Origin of the sequence: Janthinobacterium sp. LS2A (assembly GCF_036543145.1) — a bacterium.
GTDB classification, from domain to species: domain Bacteria; phylum Pseudomonadota; class Gammaproteobacteria; order Burkholderiales; family Burkholderiaceae_D; genus Janthinobacterium; species Janthinobacterium aestuarii.
Genome location: NZ_JAZHPB010000012.1, coordinates 21,544 through 40,751, shown reverse-complemented (window position 1 = coordinate 40,751; position 19,208 = coordinate 21,544). Strand labels below are relative to the sequence as shown.

17 protein-coding genes and 1 other RNA gene are annotated in these 19,208 nt (G+C 62.8%); 15 read left to right on the top strand and 3 right to left on the bottom strand.

Annotation, left to right across the window (positions count from 1 at the left end; translation table 11 throughout):
• Window positions 1–44 precede the first annotated feature (44 nt).
• The 5 genes from V3C40_RS26005 to V3C40_RS25985 all read left to right on the top strand — a co-directional run bounded on the left by V3C40_RS26005 (window position 45) and on the right by V3C40_RS25985 (window position 4,442).
• Window positions 45–545 carry a type IV pilin protein gene (locus V3C40_RS26005; RefSeq protein ID WP_331778898.1) on the top strand — a complete coding sequence of 167 codons (501 nt, stop codon included), beginning with the start codon at window positions 45–47 and terminating at the stop codon, window positions 543–545.
• A 3-nt stretch (window positions 546–548) separates the two neighbouring features.
• Window positions 549–1,127 carry a GspH/FimT family protein gene (locus tag V3C40_RS26000; RefSeq protein ID WP_319993188.1) on the top strand — a complete coding sequence of 193 codons (579 nt, stop codon included), beginning with the start codon at window positions 549–551 and terminating at the stop codon, window positions 1,125–1,127.
• A gap of 39 nt (window positions 1,128–1,166) precedes the next feature.
• On the top strand, window positions 1,167–2,267 hold the full coding sequence (gene ribD, locus V3C40_RS25995) for a bifunctional diaminohydroxyphosphoribosylaminopyrimidine deaminase/5-amino-6-(5-phosphoribosylamino)uracil reductase RibD (RefSeq protein WP_331778897.1): 1,101 nt from the start codon (window positions 1,167–1,169) through the stop codon (window positions 2,265–2,267).
• 27 nt (window positions 2,268–2,294) lie between these two features.
• A complete protein-coding gene (locus V3C40_RS25990; RefSeq protein ID WP_331778896.1) occupies window positions 2,295–2,930 on the top strand; it encodes a riboflavin synthase in 636 nt (211 codons plus the stop codon).
• Window positions 2,931–3,029: 99 nt separating this feature from the next.
• The gene (locus V3C40_RS25985) at window positions 3,030–4,442 is read left to right on the top strand and encodes a hypothetical protein (protein ID WP_331778895.1); all 1,413 of its coding nucleotides are present in this window, start codon (window positions 3,030–3,032) and stop codon (window positions 4,440–4,442) included.
• On the opposite strand, the gene V3C40_RS25980 is transcribed toward V3C40_RS25985, so the two are convergent.
• Window positions 4,439–4,864 (bottom strand): OsmC family protein, encoded by a 426-nt coding sequence (locus V3C40_RS25980; protein ID WP_034759136.1) that lies wholly within the window; start codon window positions 4,862–4,864, stop codon window positions 4,439–4,441. The two genes, V3C40_RS25985 and V3C40_RS25980, sit on opposite strands and share 4 nt — an antisense overlap.
• A 445-nt stretch (window positions 4,865–5,309) precedes the next feature.
• On the opposite strand from V3C40_RS25980, the gene ribBA reads away from it, so the two are divergent.
• The 3 genes from ribBA (at window position 5,310) to nusB (ending at window position 7,649) form a co-directional block, all read left to right on the top strand.
• A complete protein-coding gene (gene ribBA, locus V3C40_RS25975; protein ID WP_034759133.1) occupies window positions 5,310–6,431 on the top strand; it encodes a bifunctional 3,4-dihydroxy-2-butanone-4-phosphate synthase/GTP cyclohydrolase II in 1,122 nt (373 codons plus the stop codon).
• Between the two features lie 173 nt (window positions 6,432–6,604).
• Window positions 6,605–7,087 (top strand): 6,7-dimethyl-8-ribityllumazine synthase, encoded by a 483-nt coding sequence (gene ribH / locus V3C40_RS25970; protein ID WP_034759563.1) that lies wholly within the window; start codon window positions 6,605–6,607, stop codon window positions 7,085–7,087.
• Window positions 7,088–7,178: 91 nt separating this feature from the next.
• Entirely contained in the window at window positions 7,179–7,649 is a 471-nt protein-coding gene (nusB, locus tag V3C40_RS25965; protein WP_034759129.1) for a transcription antitermination factor NusB, read from the top strand.
• Window positions 7,650–7,769: 120 nt separating this feature from the next.
• On the opposite strand, the gene V3C40_RS25960 is transcribed toward nusB, so the two are convergent.
• Window positions 7,770–8,693, bottom strand: coding sequence for a lytic transglycosylase domain-containing protein (locus V3C40_RS25960; protein ID WP_070300916.1), 924 nt, complete (start codon window positions 8,691–8,693; stop codon window positions 7,770–7,772).
• A gap of 478 nt (window positions 8,694–9,171) precedes the next feature.
• Between V3C40_RS25960 and ubiD the strand changes: the two genes are divergently transcribed.
• The 7 genes from ubiD to V3C40_RS25925 all read left to right on the top strand — a co-directional run bounded on the left by ubiD (window position 9,172) and on the right by V3C40_RS25925 (window position 17,080).
• Window positions 9,172–10,656 (top strand): 4-hydroxy-3-polyprenylbenzoate decarboxylase, encoded by a 1,485-nt coding sequence (gene ubiD / locus V3C40_RS25955; protein WP_034759127.1) that lies wholly within the window; start codon window positions 9,172–9,174, stop codon window positions 10,654–10,656.
• Window positions 10,657–10,904: 248 nt separating this feature from the next.
• Window positions 10,905–11,003: signal recognition particle sRNA small type (gene ffs / locus V3C40_RS25950), an RNA gene on the top strand.
• Between the two features lie 239 nt (window positions 11,004–11,242).
• Window positions 11,243–13,573: a DNA polymerase III subunit gamma/tau gene (dnaX, locus tag V3C40_RS25945; RefSeq protein ID WP_331778894.1), complete on the top strand. Its 2,331-nt coding sequence runs from the start codon at window positions 11,243–11,245 to the stop codon at window positions 13,571–13,573.
• 42 nt (window positions 13,574–13,615) lie between these two features.
• Entirely contained in the window at window positions 13,616–13,942 is a 327-nt protein-coding gene (locus tag V3C40_RS25940; protein ID WP_034759121.1) for a YbaB/EbfC family nucleoid-associated protein, read from the top strand.
• 47 nt (window positions 13,943–13,989) lie between these two features.
• Window positions 13,990–14,580 carry a recombination mediator RecR gene (gene recR / locus V3C40_RS25935; protein WP_331778893.1) on the top strand — a complete coding sequence of 197 codons (591 nt, stop codon included), beginning with the start codon at window positions 13,990–13,992 and terminating at the stop codon, window positions 14,578–14,580.
• 7 nt (window positions 14,581–14,587) lie between these two features.
• A complete protein-coding gene (locus V3C40_RS25930; protein ID WP_331778892.1) occupies window positions 14,588–15,808 on the top strand; it encodes a CaiB/BaiF CoA transferase family protein in 1,221 nt (406 codons plus the stop codon).
• 138 nt (window positions 15,809–15,946) lie between these two features.
• Window positions 15,947–17,080, top strand: coding sequence for an esterase-like activity of phytase family protein (locus V3C40_RS25925; protein WP_331778891.1), 1,134 nt, complete (start codon window positions 15,947–15,949; stop codon window positions 17,078–17,080).
• Here V3C40_RS25925 and V3C40_RS25920 read toward each other — a convergent pair.
• Window positions 17,049–19,208, bottom strand: coding sequence for a putative bifunctional diguanylate cyclase/phosphodiesterase (locus tag V3C40_RS25920; RefSeq protein ID WP_072456361.1), 2,160 nt, complete (start codon window positions 19,206–19,208; stop codon window positions 17,049–17,051). The genes V3C40_RS25925 and V3C40_RS25920 overlap by 32 nt on opposite strands.

The following is a 19,208-nucleotide window of genomic DNA, read 5'->3' as shown; positions in this document are numbered from 1 at the left end:
TGCAGCGTATCGGTTGGCGCTTTTTTGGGAAGAAGGGAGGTCGCATGGGAGCACTGGCAAGCCGGAACCGGGCCGCAGCAAACGGTGGCGCCCCTTCTGCCGCCATGGGCTTCAGCCTGATCGAACTGCTGTCCGCGCTGGCGATCATGAGCCTGCTGCTGGCGCTGGCCGTGCCCGCTTATCATGGCCATATCGTGCGCGCCAAGCGGGTGCAGGGGCAGGCGGCCCTGCTGCGGCTGATGCAACAGCAGGAGCGCTATTACTCGCAAAACAATCACTATCTCGCGTTTTCCTCGTCGTCGCCGGCTTCGCAGGCGCAGCAATTCCCGTGGTGGTCGGGCGAAGAAGGTGCGGCCGGCAGCGCATATGAAATCGAGGCGCTGGCCTGTCCCGGCCTGGCGATCGGGCAATGCGTGCTGTTGCGCGCCCTGCCGGGCACGTCCAAGGTCGATGCGCAGTTCCAGGATGCCGATTGCGGCGTGATGTCCTTGAGCAGCACGGGCCAGCGCGGCAGCAGCGGCCCGGCCAGCCATTGCTGGCCCTAGGCCATGACGCGCAAGCGGCCACCGTGGACTGTACGCACCCTCGGGCATACCATGCTCGAATTGCTGGCCGTGCTGGCGATTGCCGCGCTGCTGGCGGCCGCTGCCTTGCCCAGTTTGCAGCAGGTGCTGGCGCGACAGCAAGTGCGCGCGGCGGCCACGGACTTGTTCTCGGCCATCGAATTGACGCGGGCACAGGCGATGGCGCGGGGACAGCGCGTGCTGCTGATGCCGGCCGGGCCAGGTGGCACGGACTGGCGCACGGGCTGGCTGATCTTCATCGACCGCAATGCCAGCCTGGCGTTCGATGGCGATGACGAATTGCTGTTCCGCCAGGGGCCGCTGCCGGAGGGCATCACGGCCCAGTTCGTGTTCTCGTCGGCCACGGCGCCGTTTTATATCGCCTACAATGGCGCAGGACGCAGTTGCAGCGCGACCAATAGCCTGGCGGCGCGCTGGGGTACCTTGTCCCTGGCTTTGGGAAAGCAGGTGCGCCATATTAAAATCAATATGCTGGGCAGGGTGCGCGTGTGCGATCCGCAGCAGCAGACGGTCAATTGCAGCGGCGTGGCCGACAGTTCGTAGCAAGATTGACCAATTACTCACCTTCAAGCAAAGAAGCCCGTGGAAATACTCAACGATATCGATGGCATGCGCCTGGCGCTGGAATGGGCGGCGCGCGGTCTGTACACGACCTCGCCCAATCCCCGCATCGGCTGCGTGATCGTCAGGGATGGCCAGGTGATCGGCGCTGGCGTGACGCAGGCGGCCGGGCAGGATCATGCCGAGGTGCAAGCGCTGGCCAATGCGGCGGCGCGCGGCAACGACGTGCGCGGCGCCACCGCCTATGTCACCCTGGAGCCGTGCAACCACCATGGCCGCACGCCGCCATGCTCCGATGCGCTCGTGCGCGCGGGGCTGGGCCGCGTCGTGGCCGCCATGACGGACCCGAACCCGCTGGTGGCGGGGCAGGGGCTGGCCAAGCTGCAAGCGGCCGGCATCGCCGTCACCACGGATGTGCTGGCCGACGAAGCCTATGAAATGAATATCGGCTTCTTTTCGCGCATGCAGCGTGGCAAGCCGTGGGTGCGCATGAAAACGGCGGCCAGCCTGGACGGCATGACGGCCTTGCACAATGGGCAAAGCCAGTGGATCACGGGGCCGCAGGCGCGCGCCGACGGCCACGCGTGGCGCGCGCGCGCCTGCGCCATCCTGACGGGCATCGGCACGGTCAAGGCGGACGACCCGCAACTGAACGTGCGCGCCGTGGAGACGCCGCGCCAGCCGCGCCGCATCGTCGTCGACAGCCGGCTCGACATCAGCCTCGACGCGCGCATCCTGCAAGGTGGCGGCACGTGGATCGTGGCGGCCGTCGCCAACCCGGAAAAGGAAGCGCAGCTGCAGGCGCTCGGTGCGGAAGTCATCGTGGTGCCGAACGGGGACGGCAAGGTCGACCTGCCCGCGCTGATGCTGGAACTGGGACGCCGGCAAATCAATGAAGTCCACGTCGAGGCCGGCGCTAAGCTGAATGGTTCGCTGATACGCGAAGGCTGCGTCGACGAGTTGCTGGTCTACCTGGCGCCCACCTTGCTGGGCGATGCGCAAGGCATGTTTGACTTGCCCGCATTGACGGATATCAAGCAACAGCGCACTTTGCAATTTCACCAGGTTCAGCAAGTGGGCGAAGATGTGCGTATCCTTGCAAGATTCGCCCAGCGCAATTAATACTTTTACACTTTATAGGGTTAGTTCATGTTTACAGGAATTGTTGCCGCCATCGGCAAGATTGAAACCGTGCAGCCGCTCGACGGCGGCCTCGATGCAGGCTTGCGCCTGAACATCCACGCGGGCGGCTTGCCGCTGGCCGATGTGGCCCTGGGCGATTCGATCGCCATCAATGGCGCCTGCATGACGGTGGTGGAAAAATCGGACACGGGTTTCGCCGTCGATGTCTCGCGTGAAAGCCTCAATTGCACCGTGGGCCTCGATACCACCACGGAAGTGAACCTGGAAAAAGCCCTGACCCTGGCCGAGCGCTTGGGGGGGCACCTGGTCTCCGGCCACGTTGACGGCCTGGGCATCGTGCGCAAGTTCGAAGCCGTGGGCGAATCGTGGGAACTGGTGATCGAAGCACCGCACGAGCTGGCGAAATACCTGGCCTTCAAGGGTTCCGTCGTCGTCAATGGCGTGTCGCTGACCGTCAACCGCGTGGAAGACCTGGGCGCGGGCGCCGTCAACGGCTGCCGTTTCTCGATCAACCTGATCCCGCACACGATCGCCATGACGACCTTGAAACACTTGACGGTCGATGGCAAGGTCAACCTGGAAATCGATTTGATCGCCCGCTATGTCGAGCGCATGCTGTCCTTGGACAAGGCTGCCGCTTAACACCACAGCTTGAAGCAGCACACCAGCGGCCTTGCCAAGCGTGTGTTGCTTTTCTTTCAGACGCGCATACTATGAAGCTTTCCGCAGTGGAGGCTAGCCATGGACCCGATTTCGCGCGCAACCGTGCCCAACACCATCCCGGCCACGTCCCGCGTGGGCGAGACGGTACCGCTGGCGCCGCTGGCACCTGCGCTGCCCGTGCCGCCGTCCAGCGCGGCAGCGGCCCTTGCCATCCAGTCCTCGACCCAGGTCGACATCTCCCCGCTGGGGCAGTTCCTGTCCGGCGTGGCCTTGTCGCGCCGGCAACTGCTGGCCTTGCAAGGCGCCACGGAAGAGGCCAGGGCGGCAAATACTCCCGTCAATGTCAATGACGACTTGCTGGCGCTGGCGCGGCAGTTGACGGAATCGTTCGCCCAGCTGCAAACGAGCGGCATCGACGCCAGCCAACTGGCGACGGCCGGCGACACGCCGGGCAGCCTGGCGCAGCGCTACGATTTATTGTCGCGCGACGGCACGACGGATGCGGCTGCCGCGCTGGCGCAGGACGGCAGCTTGCTCACGCAAGCGCAGCTGGCCCGTATCGGCATCGACTTGCGCAATGAAGATGTCGATGCGCCAACGTTGCAAGCCGCCTATGCGGCCGACAGCAATGCCACCCTGGACGCCTTGCAACAGGGAACGGACGTGCTGGCGCAGGTGGGCGCCGTGCTGGCCCGGCAGCAGGGCGCGCCGCTGGAGGCCAATGTCGAAGCGGATTTAACGGGCGAAACATTGCCGTCCGGCGCCGTGCAGGCGTCGCAAGCCACGCAGCCGCAGGCCGTCGACGTGGCGCCGCCGCAAACGGCTGCCATCGCACAGCGGCAGCTGGAACTGCAGCAGCAACTGGAAGCGGAAGAGCTGAACCTGGACTTGCAGGAACTGCGGCCGCCACCGGCGACAGCCGGGCAGGACTTGCAGCAGGCGCAGAGGGCCAGCCAGCAGCGTTTTGACGCCCAGGATATCGACACGCAGCGCCTGGACGCCGAACGCCAGGCCCTGCGGCAGGAAGACGCGCGCCTGGACGCATTGCGCCAGGATCAATTGCAACAGACGCAGCGCGAAGAGCAGGCGCAGGCGGCAGCCGATGCGACGGAGCGCGCACGGCTGACCTCGGCACAGCTGGCCGACAGCGATGCCCAGCTGCGTGCGCAGGCAGAGGCCGCGCGCGCGCAGACCCAGGCGCGCGATACCCAGTTACAGGCGCAAGCAGGACTGCAGGCGACGGCCCAGGCCCAGCTGGCCCAGCAAAATGCCCAGGCGCAGCAGCAAGCCACGCAAGCAGCGGGCCAGGCCGTGCCCTTGCCCTCATCGCAAGACCCATCCGTGGTGGCGGCCATTGCCGCCTATAACCTGAACAATGCAGCCCTGAATCCCGGCTTGATGAATCGGCCATTGCCGGCCAGCGACTCGCGCCTGCCGCTGGTGGCGCCCGTCGCTGCCGTGGAACCTGTCAAGCCCGTGCCTAAAATCTAGGGCAGCAGGGTCGCGTCCAGGGTGATGTTGGCTTTCAGCAGCTTCGATACGGGGCAGCCAGCCTTGGCCTTGCCCGTCAATTCCTCGAACTTCGCCTGGTCGGCACCCGGGATCTTCGCTTTGAGGATCAGGTGGACGGCCGTGATGGCGAAGCCGTCGTCGACCTTGTCGAGAGTCACTTCGGCCGTCGTCTCCATCTTTTCCGCCGTCAGGCCCGCTTCGCCGAGGATCAGCGACAGGGCCATGGTGAAGCAGCCCGCGTGGGCGGCGCCGATCAATTCCTCGGGATTCGTGCCGGGCTTGCCTTCGAAGCGGCTGGCAAAGCCATAGGGATATTCCTGCAAGGCGCCGCTGCGCGTGCTGATGGCGCCCTTGCCATCCTTGATGCCGCCTGACCAGATGGCCGATCCGTTGGTTTTCATATTGCCGCTCCTGTGTGGGGTGTCGCTGCGAGTGGGGTATCAGCGCCGTGGCGGTGACTGGCTGATCTTATGCTCTTTGCAAGGCCGGCGGCGCGCGCTTTGCCGCCGCCGTGTGCGCCGGATCGGGGAATCGGCGCTTTGTGGGGCAGGCAGGGAGGCGGCCTGCCTATTGGTGTTGCTGGACTGTCTTATTTCAGGTCTGCAAGCGCTAAATCCTTTAAAATAGCAGGTTATAAGAAAATTCCCGGAAATTCGCGGAATATTCTCGCTTGATGTTTCAGGTTTAGGTTCAGTTTTTAGTTACATTAACAACGCCCGGCAAAACCGTCGCGAGCGGAAGGGAGAGGTGGCCGAGAAGCGCAACCGTACGAAGGTACGGTGAGCATCGCAGGCCGCCTATACCGACGCGCAGCAGGTTTGGCCAGGCGTCATACGAGGATGAACAATGTCTATATCCAGCACCGAAGAGATCGTCGCTGAATTGCGCGCCGGCCGCATGGTGATACTGGTCGATGAAGAAGACCGGGAAAATGAAGGCGATCTGGTGCTTGCCGCCGATTTCGTGACGCCTGAAGCCATCAATTTCATGATCACGCATGCGCGTGGCCTGGTTTGCCTGACCCTGACGGAAGAGCGTTGCGACGAGCTGAACCTGTCGATGATGACCTCGCGCAACGGCACCGCCTACGGTACCAATTTCACGGTCTCCATCGAAGCGGCCGAAGGCGTGACGACGGGCATTTCCGCCGCCGACCGCGCCAAGACCATCCAGGTGGCTGTTGCCAAGGGCACGCAGCCCAGCGATATCGTCCAGCCCGGCCATATCTTCCCGCTGAAAGCGCAAAAGGGCGGCGTGCTGATGCGCGCAGGCCATACGGAAGCCGGTTGCGACCTGACGGCCATGGCCGGCTTGACGCCCGCATCCGTGATTTGCGAAATCATGAAGGACGACGGCACCATGGCGCGCCTGCCGGACTTGCTGGTGTTTGCCGAGCAACATGGCCTGAAAATCGGCACGATTGCCGACCTGATCCATTACCGCAGCCAGACCGAGTCCCTGGTCGAACGCGTTGCCGAGCGCACCCTGCACACGGCGCATGGCGAATTCCGTTTGATCGCCTTCCGCGACAAGCCCAGCGCGTCGGCCCATCTGGCCCTTGTGCATGGCGACCTGGCTCCAGGCCTGGAAGCGCTGGTGCGCGTGCACCAGCCCGTTTCCCTGCTGGACGTGCTGGAAAGCGAAGCGACCACCCACTCGTGGACGGTGGCCGCCTCGATGGCCGCCATCAAGCAGGCCGAGCGTGGTGTGATGGTCTTGCTGAACTGCGGCGAGACGTCGAGCGAGCTGTTTGCCCAGTTCGCCGCCCTGGACACGCCGCAAGCCAAGCCAAAAGGCCGCGCCGCCAGCATGGACTTGCGCAGCTATGGCATCGGCGCGCAAATCCTGCGCGACCTGGGCGTGAGCAAGATGCAATTGCTGGCCAGCCCCCGCAAGATGCCGTCGATGGTCGGTTTCGACCTGGAAGTAACAGGTTTTCAGTGCCATCCTGGCCAGACGCCTAACTAAATCTACTGCGCGTCGCGATTTGCGGCCTGCGATGCTCACTGTACCTTCGTACAGTTGCGCTTCTCGACCACAACTCGCTGCCGCTCGCTACGATTTTGTCAGGCGTCAATGTGAGAGTAAACGATGGCGGCATGTGTGTGTCGCCCTGAACCACCAGATTAAAGAGGCTTATGATGACAGTAGGAGCATATGAAACCAATTTTGCCGGCGAAGGTTTGCGCGTCGGTATCGTCCAGGCACGATTCAATGAAATCGTCGGTGGTGGCTTGCTGTCGGCATGCCTGGAAGAGTTGAGCAAGCTGGGCGTGGCCGATGAAGATATCCTGCACGTGACCGTGCCGGGCGCCCTGGAAATCCCACTGATTCTGCAAAAAATGGCAGAAACCGAGCAATTCGACGCCCTGATCGCACTGGGCGCCGTGATTCGCGGTGAAACCTACCACTTCGAGCTGGTATCGAACGAATCGGGCGCGGGCATCACGCGCGTCGGTCTCGATTACGGCATCCCGATCGCCAACGCAGTGTTGACGACCGAAAACGACGAGCAGGCGGAAGTGCGCATGCTGGTCAAGGGAGCCGAAGCGGCACGCGTGGCAGTGGAAATGGCCAATCTGGCGCAAGCGCTGGAAGAGTTGCAAGACACAGACGAGGATTAATCGTGCTTGCGCCGCAGTGTGCTGCCTGGCAGCGCACCGCGGTATTCGTCACTATCTGCAGTAAATACGTATTTAAGAACAGGTAACAATCATGACTGAGAAAAATTTGCTCGCCAATCCCAGCAAAAACCGCACGCCGCGTCACCGCGCGCGCGAGTTTGCGCTGCAGGGCTTGTACCAGTGGCTGCTGAACAATGAAGACGCGACCACCGTCGTGAACAATATTCGCGCGGCCCACGGTTTCGACAAGGCCGATGGCGATCATTTCACGGTGCTGCTGTACGGCGCCATCAAGGATTCGCTGGCGCTGCGCGAAAGCATGGCACCATTGATCGACCGCAATATCGCGGAACTGTCGCCGATCGAACACGGCATCCTGCTGATCGGCGCTTTCGAGCTGAAGAACAACATGGAAATCCCGTACCGCGTCGTCATCAACGAAGCGGTCGAGCTGGCCAAGTCGTTTGGCGGTATCGACGGTCACAAGTATGTGAACGGCGTGCTCGACAAGCTGGCAGTGAAATTCCGCGAGGAAGAAGTCAACGCCAACAAGCGCAAGTAATATACAGAGTAGTTCCTGCGGCCATGGTCGCAGGCAGTAAAAAAGCCACCGGCACTTGCGTGCGGTGGCTTTTTCATTGGGTGCTGCTTTTTGGATGCCCCTGTGAGGGCTTTTAAAGGGTCACAGGCCGGCGATCTCGTTGTGGGGCAATACTTTGATGGTGATGCCGCTTTCCGCTACCGCTGCCGGTGCCTTGGCTGGTGCTGGCGTGTTCGATGCCATCACCGGTGTCGTGGTCGGCACGCGCTGGCCAGCCGACACTTGTTTCAGGCGGCGGTATTCGGCCAGCACGCGCGAGCCGTAGCCCGAATCGGTGGCGAAGTTGGCGGCACCCACGTAGGTTTTCAAGCCCGCTTCGACGGAACCGCCACGCGTGACGTAGTCTTTCAGGATCAGGGAGCCGACGCGGATGTTGGCGACGGGGTTCAGGGCTGCTTGCACGCCGCCCATTTCCTGGAAGCGCTCATGGTGCACTTTCGACATGACTTGCATCAAGCCTTGTGCGCCGACGGGGCTTTCCGCGAACGGGTTCAAGCCCGATTCGATGGCCATCACGGCCAGGATCAGCAGCGGGTCCAGCTTGATTTCACGGGCCGTCAGGTACGCCGTCGACACGAGCATATTGGTCGCGTCGTTGGCCACGCGGTAGCGCTTGGAGAGCCAGTTGGTAACCCATTGCTGCTGCTTTTGCGTGCCCAGCAAGGCTTTTTCTTCCTTGCTCAGCGGTGCGTCGCTGGAGGCGGCCGTTTGCACGGAAGCGGGCGCTTCCATCAGTGCCGACAGGGCCGGCGCTTCAACGGCTTGCGCTTCTGCCATCGGCAGCGGGAACAGGCTGTGCGTCAGTTGCTTGCCCAGGTCAGGGCGGAACATCAGCAGGGCGATCAGTGCCAGGGCGGAAATGCCGAAGACTGTCAGTGTGTGTTGCGCAGTGGTTAAAACGCCACGGGCCGAAATGGCTTGTGCGCGGGCGCGCAAACGCGCCAACGCTGGCTGACCAGCCACGGTTGAAGCAGGTAATGCTGCTTCAGTGCTACGATGAGTCATAGAGTTCCCCGAAATGTCGCGTCAACAGGCAGTCCCTCCGCGGTGTCGCGGTGTTGTGGGTACTGCCAATGCCGTGCATCAGAAATATCATCGTTTCCGCCGCGTATGGATGCGTGCGAGAAACGCCGTCATTGCTTGCTTGAGCTGATCGGTCCCATGCTGGTATTGGATCAGTCGCAATACAACTTTTACCGGGGGTAAGGCAGACGCCTTTTGAAAACACTCCTTAAAATGTCATGTGGAGCCCCGACTCCGTGAATGAAAGAGAAACGCTAAAATCAAGCTCTGGGCCGGCGTGCTCTTTCAAGTTGGGCGAATTGTAGAAGCCGTTTTATATCAAGTCAATACTAACGAATCGTTTCTTTATTACTTTTATGTCTTACTTTTTGACTTGCATTGTGCCAAAAGCCAATAAAATCAATTACTTGGCATAGATCCTTCAGCAACGGCGTCCGACGTCAAAAAAAATTAAAAACACATGAAATATTCAGATTTACGAGATTTTATTTCTCAACTGCAACAAATGGGTGAACTTAAGCCCATTTCGACCCCCATTTCACCGATTTTGGAGATGACGGAAGTCTGCGACCGCACCTTGCGCGCGGGCGGACCGGCCTTGCTGTTCAATAATCCGACGGGATACACCATGCCGGTGCTGGGCAACCTGTTCGGCACCACGCGCCGCGTGGCGCTGGGCATGGGTGCGGAAGACGTCAGCGAGTTGCGCAAGATCGGCCATGTGCTGGCGCGCTTGAAGGAACCGGAACCGCCGAAGGATTTCAAGGATCTGCTGGGCCTCGGTTCGCTGGTGAAATCCGTGTGGGACATGTCGCCGAAGGAGTTGCGCGGCGCGAAGTGCCAGGAAATCGTCTGGGAAGGCAACGACGTCGACCTCGCGCGCCTGCCGATCCAGCATTGCTGGCCCGGCGACGTCGCCCCCCTGATCACCTGGGGCCTGGTGATCACCAAAGGGCCGAACAAGAAGCGGCAAAACCTCGGCATCTACCGCCAGCAAGTGCTGGGGCGCAATAAGGTCATCATGCGCTGGCTGGCGCACCGGGGCGGGGCGCTGGACTTCCGCGAGCACGCGATTCAAAGCAAGGGCAAGCCGTATCCGATCGCCGTCGCGCTCGGTGCCGATCCCGCTACTATATTAGGGGCCGTCACGCCGGTGCCCGACAGCCTGTCCGAATATCAGTTCGCCGGCTTGCTGCGTGGCAGCCGCACGGAGCTGGTGAAAGCCATCGGCAGCGAGCTGCGCGTGCCGGCATCGGCCGAAATCGTGCTCGAAGGCCATATCTATCCGGACGAAAACCATCCGAGCGGCTACGAGCATGCGCTGGAAGGGCCGTATGGCGACCACACAGGCTACTATAATGAGCAGGACAGTTTCCCTGTGTTTACCATCGACCGCATCACCATGCGCCGCGATCCGATCTACCACTCCACGTACACAGGAAAACCGCCGGACGAGCCGGCCGTGCTGGGGCTGGCCCTGAACGAAGTGTTCGTGCCGCTGCTGCAAAAGCAGTTCAGCGAAATCACCGACTTCTATCTGCCGCCCGAAGGCTGCAGCTACCGCATGGCCGTGGTGCAGATCAAGAAACAGTATGCGGGCCACGCCAAGCGCGTGATGTTCGGCGTGTGGAGCTTCTTGCGCCAGTTCATGTATACCAAGTTCATCGTCGTGGTCGACGAAGACGTGAATATCCGCGACTGGAAAGAAGTCATCTGGGCCATCACCACGCGTGTCGATCCGATCCGCGACACGACCCTGGTCGACAACACGCCAATCGACTACCTGGACTTCGCCTCGCCGGTCAGCGGCCTGGGCAGCAAGATGGGTATCGATGCGACCAATAAATGGCCGGGCGAAACGACGCGCGAGTGGGGCACGACGATTGCCATGACGCCGGAAGTGAAGGCCAAGGTGGATGGGATTTGGCAGGAGTTGGGTTTATAGATAGTGACGTAGGTCGGCTTAGCGCGCAGCGCGTAAGCCGACGTTGCGGTGCTTGCTTGTTCTGCAGCGCTTGGATACCCATTGCCTGCATACTTGGCAGTGTCGGCTTACGGCCTGCGGCCTAAGCCGACCTACGCCTAAGCCGACCTACGCCTAAGCCGACCTACGCCTAAGCCGACCTACGCCCACCTACGCAGCATTGACACGGCAATTTCCCAATCTTGCGCAGGTCGGTTATAATTGTCCCTGGCGGGCCCCTGCGCATCGTGGCATGGCTAACCTGGTCAGGTCGGGAACGAAGCAGCCACGGCTATTAACCATGAGTGCCGCAGATCAGGCTCGCCTCCTTCGGGAATGTTTTATCAGGATCAACAATCAAGCTGCCATGGGCAGCTTTTTTGCTTTTACGGCCCCGTTTTAGGGCCGACCCGCAGCATTGCCGGGCTTGCCGTGTTTTCACTGTTTCTAGCTGGCCATGTTATACAATTGCTGCTTTGCCGCGTTTGCCAGATTTGTCCTGGCCCGGCCATGAGGCTTGCGCCCGCCGCGCAGGATCACCCGCAAAATCGCATGGTAAAATCTCAGCATGTCCTATCAAGTCCTCGCCCGTAAATACCGCCCCAAGAATTTCGAGACGCTCGTCGGCCAGGAGCACGTCGTGCGCGCGCTCACGCATGCCTTGCACAGCGGCCGATTGCATCACGCCTATCTGTTCACAGGCACGCGCGGCGTCGGCAAGACGACCCTGTCGCGCATCCTGGCCAAGTCGCTCAATTGCATCGGCCCCGACGGCACGGGCGGCATCACGGCCCAGCCTTGCGGCCAGTGCGAAGCGTGCACGGCGATCGACGCGGGACGCTTTGTCGACTATATAGAGATGGATGCGGCGTCGAACCGCGGCGTCGATGAAATGGCGCAGCTGCTCGAGCAAGCCGTGTATGCACCAAGCAATGCGCGCTTCAAGGTCTATATGATCGATGAGGTGCACATGCTGACGAACCACGCGTTCAATTCCATGCTCAAAACCCTGGAAGAGCCGCCCGAGCATGTCAAGTTCATCCTGGCCACGACGGACCCGCAAAAGATTCCCGTGACCGTGCTGTCGCGCTGCCTGCAGTTCAACCTCAAGCAGATGCCGCCCGGCCACATCATCAGCCACCTGGACAATATCCTGGGGCAAGAGGGCATCAGCTTCGAACAGCCGGCCTTGCGCCTGCTGGCCCAGGGCGCCCACGGCTCCATGCGCGATGCGCTGTCCCTGACGGACCAGGCCATTGCCTACGCGGCCGGCGCGGTGACCCTGGACGCCGTGCAAGGCATGCTCGGTGCGCTCGACCAATCGTACCTGGTGCGCCTGCTCGACGCGCTGGCGCAGCAGGATGGCGCCGATCTGCTGGCCGTGGCCGACGAGATGGCGTCGCGCAGCCTGTCGTACAACGGTGCCCTGCAAGACCTGGGCACCTTGTTGCACCGCATTGCGCTGGCGCAAACCGTGCCCGCCGCCTTGCCGCAGGATTTACCCGAATACGCGGACATCGTCCGCCTCGCTGCCGCGTTTGACGCGGAAGAAGTCCAGCTGTTTTATCAGATCGCCGTGCATGGCCGCAATGAACTGGGCCTGGCGCCCGACGAATATGCGGGCTTTACCATGACCTTGCTGCGCATGCTGGCCTTTCGGCCCGGCATAGGCGGCGCCGAAGGTGTACCTGCTGCCGCGCCAGCTTCTGTATCGGGCAACCGTCCCGCTGCCGTGGCCGCCGCGCGCGCCGCGGCTGGCGCATCCGCACCGGCCGCCCGCGCCGCGACGAACAGCGTGGCCAGCCATGCCGCCGTGACCCCGCCCGCCGTGGTCGCAGCCGCTGCCGCCAGCATGGCCCGCAGCGAAGCGCCGCCACCACGCGCGGCTGCTCCGGCACCGGCACCGGCAGCTGTAGCAGCCCCGGCGCCGGCACCAGCGGCGCCGCCTGCCGCTCCTGCTCCTGCTGTGGCCGCCCCGGCAGCATCGGGCGCCCCGATCAGTTCCGCCCGCGCCGCCATCAATGCGGCGCTGGAAGCGGCCCGTGCCGCCTCGAAAGGCCGTCCGGGCAGCGCGCCATCGGCGCCATCGTCGGCGCCCAAGCCGGCTGCCTCCGCACCGGCAGCGGAAGCTGTCGCCGCGGCGCCAGCCCCGGCCGCACCGGTCCAGGCAGCACCGCCACCGCCAGCCGCCGCGAAAGCGCCTGCGCCGTGGGACGATGCGCCACCGGTCGCCGTGATGGAAGCTCCAGTGGCCGCTACGGCACCCGTGCAGCAGGCGCGTCCTGCCGCGCCGCCGCCACAGCAGGCACCCGCCGACGACGACTTGCCGCCGTGGGTCACCGAATTTTCCGACGACAGCGCGTCGGCTGCCGTGTCGGCGCCCGCCGCGCAAAGCAGCGAGCAGCCGGCCGTCGTCATGCCGCAGCGTGCCGCCAAGCAAGCTGCACCGAGCGGGCCATATGTGATCACGCCCGTGCCGGGCCTGGACTGGGACGGCAACTGGCCAGCCGTTGCCGCCGTGCTGCCCCTGCGTGGCATAGCCCAGCAACTGGCCGTGCAGGCCGAGCTGATCGAATGCCTGCACGATGGGCACAGCACGACTTTCCGCCTGCGCGTGCCCATCGATACGTGGCGCAGTCCGGCCAACGTGGAAAAACTGGCGGCCGTGCTCAGCGAGCGCTTCGGCCGCAAGGTCAATGTCGACACGGAACTGGGCGCCGTCTGGTACACGGCCAGCGCGGAAGCGCAGGCCCACCGCGAGGCGTGCCAGCTGCAAGCGGAAGCAACCATCGCCAGCGATCCCTTCGTGCTCGACATGAAGCGTGCATTCGACGCTTTTGTTGTGCCGGGAACGATTACCCCTGCACCGGCCGGCTCCGCCGCGCCGACCCTGCATTAATGATTAACAAAACTCATAAACTGAATTGAACGGAGCATTCTCATGATGAAAAATCAACTGGCTGGCCTGATGAAGCAGGCGCAAGCAATGCAAGACAACATGAAAAAGGCCCAGGAACAACTGGCGCTGGTGGAAGTGGAAGGCCAGTCCGGCGCCGGCCTCGTGAAAATCGTCATGACGTGCAAGAACGACGTCAAGCGCGTGTCCATCGACCCGTCGCTGCTGGCCGACGACAAGGACATGCTGGAAGACCTGGTGGCTGCCGCCTTCAACGACGCCGTGCGCAAGGCGGAAGCGACGTCGGCGGAAAAAATGGCAGGCTTGACTGGCGGCATGAACTTGCCAGCCGGCTTCAAAATGCCATTCTGATGCACTGCCGCATGCGCTCGATCTATGGCACGGGGCAAGGTTGATCCATGTCCAAGTCGCTTGAATTCTTGACCGAGGCGCTGCGGCGCCTGCCCGGCATCGGCCCCAAGTCGGCGCAGCGGATGGCGTTTCATTTGTTGCAGCACGATAGGGAAGGCGCGGCCATGCTGTCGCGCGCCCTGTTCCAGGCCGTCGATGCCGTGCATCACTGCGGCCTGTGCAATACCTTTACCGAACATGAGGTGTGCGAGACCTGTCTCGACGAAGAGCGCGACAAGCGCTTGCTGTGCGTGGTGGAAACGCCCGCCGACCAGCTGATGATCGAGCAGACGCTGACCTACAAGGGCCTGTATTTCGTCCTCATGGGACGGCTCTCTCCGCTGGACGGCATCGGCCCGAAAGACATCCACCTTGAAAAATTATTGAACCGCGCCAACGATGGCGTGGTCGGCGAAGTGGTGCTGGCCACCAACTTCACGAATGAAGGCGAAGCGACGGCCCACTACATCAGCGAAATGCTGAAGGCGCGGGGCTTGCGCGTGAGCCGCCTGGCCCGCGGCGTGCCCGTGGGCGGCGAACTGGAATACGTCGACGCGGGCACGATTGCCCGCGCGATGCTCGACCGCAGGGCAACCTGAGCACAACATGACAGAATCCTCCGCGACCACTGGTCCATTGCAAGGCATTAAAGTGCTGGAACTGGGCACCCTGATCGCGGGGCCGTTCTGTGCCCGCATGCTGGCTGAATTCGGCGCCGACGTGATCAAGATCGAGTCGCCCGATGGCGGCGATCCCATCCGTACCTGGCGCGTACTGAAGGATGGCACTTCCCTGTGGTGGTCGGTGCAAGCGCGCAACAAGAAAAGCGTCACCTTGAACCTGAAGTCGCCCAAAGGCCGCGCCATCGCGCGCCAGCTGGCCCTGGAAGCGGACATCATCATCGAGAACTACCGCCCCGGCGTGCTGGAAAAGTGGGATCTCGGCTACGAACAGCTCAAGCAGATTAAACCGTCCCTCATCATGGTGCGCCTGTCCGGCTTTGGCCAGACGGGGCCGATGAAGGACTTGCCCGGTTTCGGCGCCATCGGCGAATCGATGGGCGGCTTGCGCTATGTGTCCGGCTTTGCCGACCGCCCGCCCGTGCGCGTCGGCGTATCGATCGGCGACTCCGTGGCGGCCCTGCACGGCGTGATCGGCGCCATGATGGCCTTGCGCCACCGCGACGTGACGGGTGGGGCGGCCGCTGGCGAAGGCCAGATGGTCGACGTGGCCCTGTACGAATCCGTGTTCAACCTGATGGAATCCCTGGTGCCCGAGTACGACCAGGCGGGCGTGGTGCGCGAGCGCACGGGCGGCTCGCTGCCCGGCATCGTGCCCTCGAATACCTACACGACGGGCGATGGCGAAAACATCGTGATTGCCGGCAATGGCGACGCCATCTTCAAGCGCTTGATGCTGGCCATGGGCCGCATCGACATGGCGGGCGACCCGCAACTGGCGCGCAACGACGGCCGGGTCGCGCGCACGCAGGAAATCGACGACGCCATCGGCGCCTGGTGCGCCACGCACACGATAGACAGCGCGCTGGCCGTGTTGAAGGCAGCGGATGTGCCGGCCGGCAAAATCTACTCCGTGCGCGACATGATGAGCGACCCGCAGTTTCTCGCTCGCGAGATGTTCGAGCAGCACCAGTTTGCCGACGGCACGCCCGTCAAATTGCCCGCCATCAGCCCGAAACTGTCCGCCACGCCGGGCAAGACCCAGTGGCTGGGGCCGACCTTGGGCCAGCACAACGACGAGGTGCTGGCGTCGCTCGGCTACGATGCGGCGGCCATCGCGCGGCTCAAGGTCGATGGGGTGGTGTAGTGGGATGATGTCGGGAAGGTAGGTCGGATTAGCGGCGGCACGCCGCGTAATCCGACGCCACCACCGGCCAAGTTAACAATGTTGTCGGCTTACGCGCTTCGCGCTAAGCCGACCTACGCAACTCATCTGATATCTATCATGCATCGTTTTTTTCACCGTGCGCTTGTCCTGGCATCCAGCACTATCCTCCTCACCGCCTGCGCCAGCTTCCCGCATGATGCACCGATTACGGGCCTGCGCCTGATCGGCGAGCAGCGTATCGCGCTCAGGCAGGCGTTCGAGGGCACCACGGTGGGCGGCTTGTCCGGCATCGATTACGATGCGGTCAACAAGAGCTGGGTGATGGAAAGCGATGACCGCTCGGAAATCAATCCGGCCCGCTTCTACCGCGCTGCCTTGAACTATGACAGCAAGGCGTTTGCGGGCGTGACCTTGAACAGCGTGCATTTCTTCACGCAGCCCGACGGCAGCCGCTATCCGAACCTGGCGCATGCCAAGCTGGACCGAGGCGACCAGGTGGCCGATATCGAAACCATCCGCGTCGATCCGCAGGATGGCAGCCTGTGGTATGGCAGCGAAGGCAACCGCAAGGTGGGCTTGCACCCATTCGTGCGCCATGCGGACAGCGGCGGCCGTTACCTGGCCACCTTGCCGACACCGGCCATGTTCAATGTCTCCAAGGAAGAAATCGGCTCGCGCAACAACATGACATTTGAAGCGCTGTCGTTTGCCAGCGATGGCAAGAGCCTGTGGCTGGGCATGGAGGCGGCCCTGTACCAGGATGGCCCGCTGGCCACGCCCGATAACGGCGCCGTTGTGCGCATCACGCGCCTCGATCGTGCCGGCAAGGTGCTGGGCCAGTATGCGTATCCGATTGAGCCCGTCGCTTCGCGGCCCGGGCCCGGACGCGAAGCGGACAATGGCGTGTCCGAAATCCTCGCCGTCAACGATCACCAGGTGCTGGTGGTAGAGCGGGCCGGCGTGGCCAACGCGGACGGCGTCTATACGAACCACGTGCGCATCTACGAAATGGAAACGCAGGGCGCCACCGATGTGCAGGCGCTGCCGGCCCTGGCGGCCGCGTCCTACGTGCCGGCGCGCAAGCGTTTGCTGCTGGACCTGGAAAAGGCCGGCCTGGCACGGGTCGACAATATCGAAGGCATCAGCTGGGGGCCGCGCCTGGAAAACGGCCGCCGCAGCCTCGTGTTGATTTCCGACGACAATTTTAATCCGCTGCAAGTCACGCAAATCCTTGCCTTCGAAGTGCTCTAGTTTCCACGCTGGCCAGCTGCTTCGTCTGCCTGGCCAGCATGGCCGTGATCGTGTCGTGCGGAGACGGGTGGCCCAGGAAATAGCCTTGCACCATGTCGCAGCCGTATTCTTCCAGCATCACCAGTTGCTCGTCCGTTTCCACGCCTTCGGCCACCACCACCATCTTCAAGCCATGTGCCATGGCGATGATGGCGCGCGTGATGGCCGCGTTTTCCGCATCCTGCGGCAAGCCGGCGATAAAACTCTTGTCGATCTTCAAGGCCCGCACGTCGAAGCGTTTCAAGTAATTCATTGACGAATAGCCTGTGCCGAAGTCGTCGATCGACAGGTACACGCCGATGCCGCGCAATTGCTCCAGGGTCACCATGGTGGCGCGCGCATCGTCCATCAAGGTCCCTTCCGTCAATTCCAGTTCCAGCAGGCGCGCATCGAGGCCCGTGTCGGCCAGGGCCGAGAGCACGATCTGCATCAGGTTTTCATCCTTGAATTGCTTGGCCGACAGGTTCACGGCCATGCGGATGGCGCGCCCGCTACCGTTTTGCCACGCCTTGGCCTGGTTGCAGGCCGTGCGCAGCACCCATTCGCCGATGGGCACGATCAGCCCCGTCTCTTCGGCCAGCGGGATGAATTCCGTGGGCGAAATGATGCCCCGTTCCGGATGGCGCCAGCGCACAAGCGCTTCCACGCCGACGATCTGCGTGCTGGGCACGTCGATCTGCGGCTGGTACAGCAAGTACAGCTCGTTGTTCTGCAAGGCTTTCCTCAAGCCCACTTCCATCTTGACGTGGCTCATGATTTCCATCGTCAGCGAAGAACTGTACAGCTTGGCGTTGTTCTTGCCGCAGTTCTTTGCGTGGTACATGGCCGTGTCCGCATATTTGAGCAGCGAATTGCAATCCTCGCCATCTTCCGGATACAGCGAAATGCCGATGCTGGCCGTGACGAAAATCTCGTGCGCCTCGATCATGAACGGCCGGCGCATGGCTTCCTTGACCCGGTGCGCCACGTTCAGCGCATCTTCCACACGCTCCAGGTCGGGTATCAATATCGTGAATTCATCGCCGCCCAGGCGCGCCAGGTTGCTGCCGCCAAAGACGCCATCGAGCTCGTATTCGGCGCGCAGCACCAGGTCGCTGGGGCGGATGGTTTCGCGCAAGCGCTCGGACACCACCTTGAGCAAATGGTCGCCCACGTCGTGGCCCAGGGTGTCGTTGATGCGCTTGAAGGCGTCGAGGTCCATGAACAGCACGGCGAATTTCTTGTCGTGCTCTTTCGAGCGCACCAGTTCGCGTTCCAGGGTTTCCAGGAATGCTTGCCGGTTGGGGATGCCCGTCAGGCTGTCGCAATAGGCGAGGCGGCGGATCTGTTCTTCCGTGCGCTTGCGCTCGCTGATGTCGCGCACCAGGCCCAGCACTTCATCGGCCCCCGTCGCCACCAGGCGCGCTTCGAAATGGCGCGTGCTGTCTTCGTGCGTGAGCGTGTAGTCGACCGAGCCGATGTGCTGCGTGGCCAGCACGGCGTGCGCCTGGTCGAGCAGGCGCGCGGCGATTTCGGGCGGCAGCACGTCGCGGATATGGCTGCCCACGCAGTCGGTGATGGAAAAGCCGGCGCTGGCGTCGTGGCCCTGTTCGTAGTCGAGATAAAAACCTTCGCTGTTGAGGCGAAAGAAGGTGTCGGGGATGGCGGCCAGCACGGCGCGGTTGTGCGCGTCGGCGATGCGCAGGCGGGCAATGGCGTCGCTGGCGCGCAGCACGTACAGCACGCGGTGGCCGAGGATGGGCCAGTTGATGGGCTTGGAAATGAAATCCGTCGCGCCCACCTCGTAGGCGCGCGTGACGGCTTCCAGCTCGTCGCCGCCCGTGACCATGATGATGGGCACCGTGCCGCCCACTTCCTGGTGGCGGATTTCGCGGCACACGGCAAAGCCGTCCATGGCCGGCATGTCGACGTCGAGCATGACGAGGTCCGGCCCGCTGTGCTTGTAGCTGGCCAGCGCCTGCACGCCGTCTTCGGCCTCGATCACGTCCAGGCCCACCTGCGTGAGCATTTGCCGCATCAGCAAACGCATCACGGGGTCGTCGTCGGCCACCAGCACCAGGCCGCGGGGAGGGGAAAGGGGCGCTGTCAT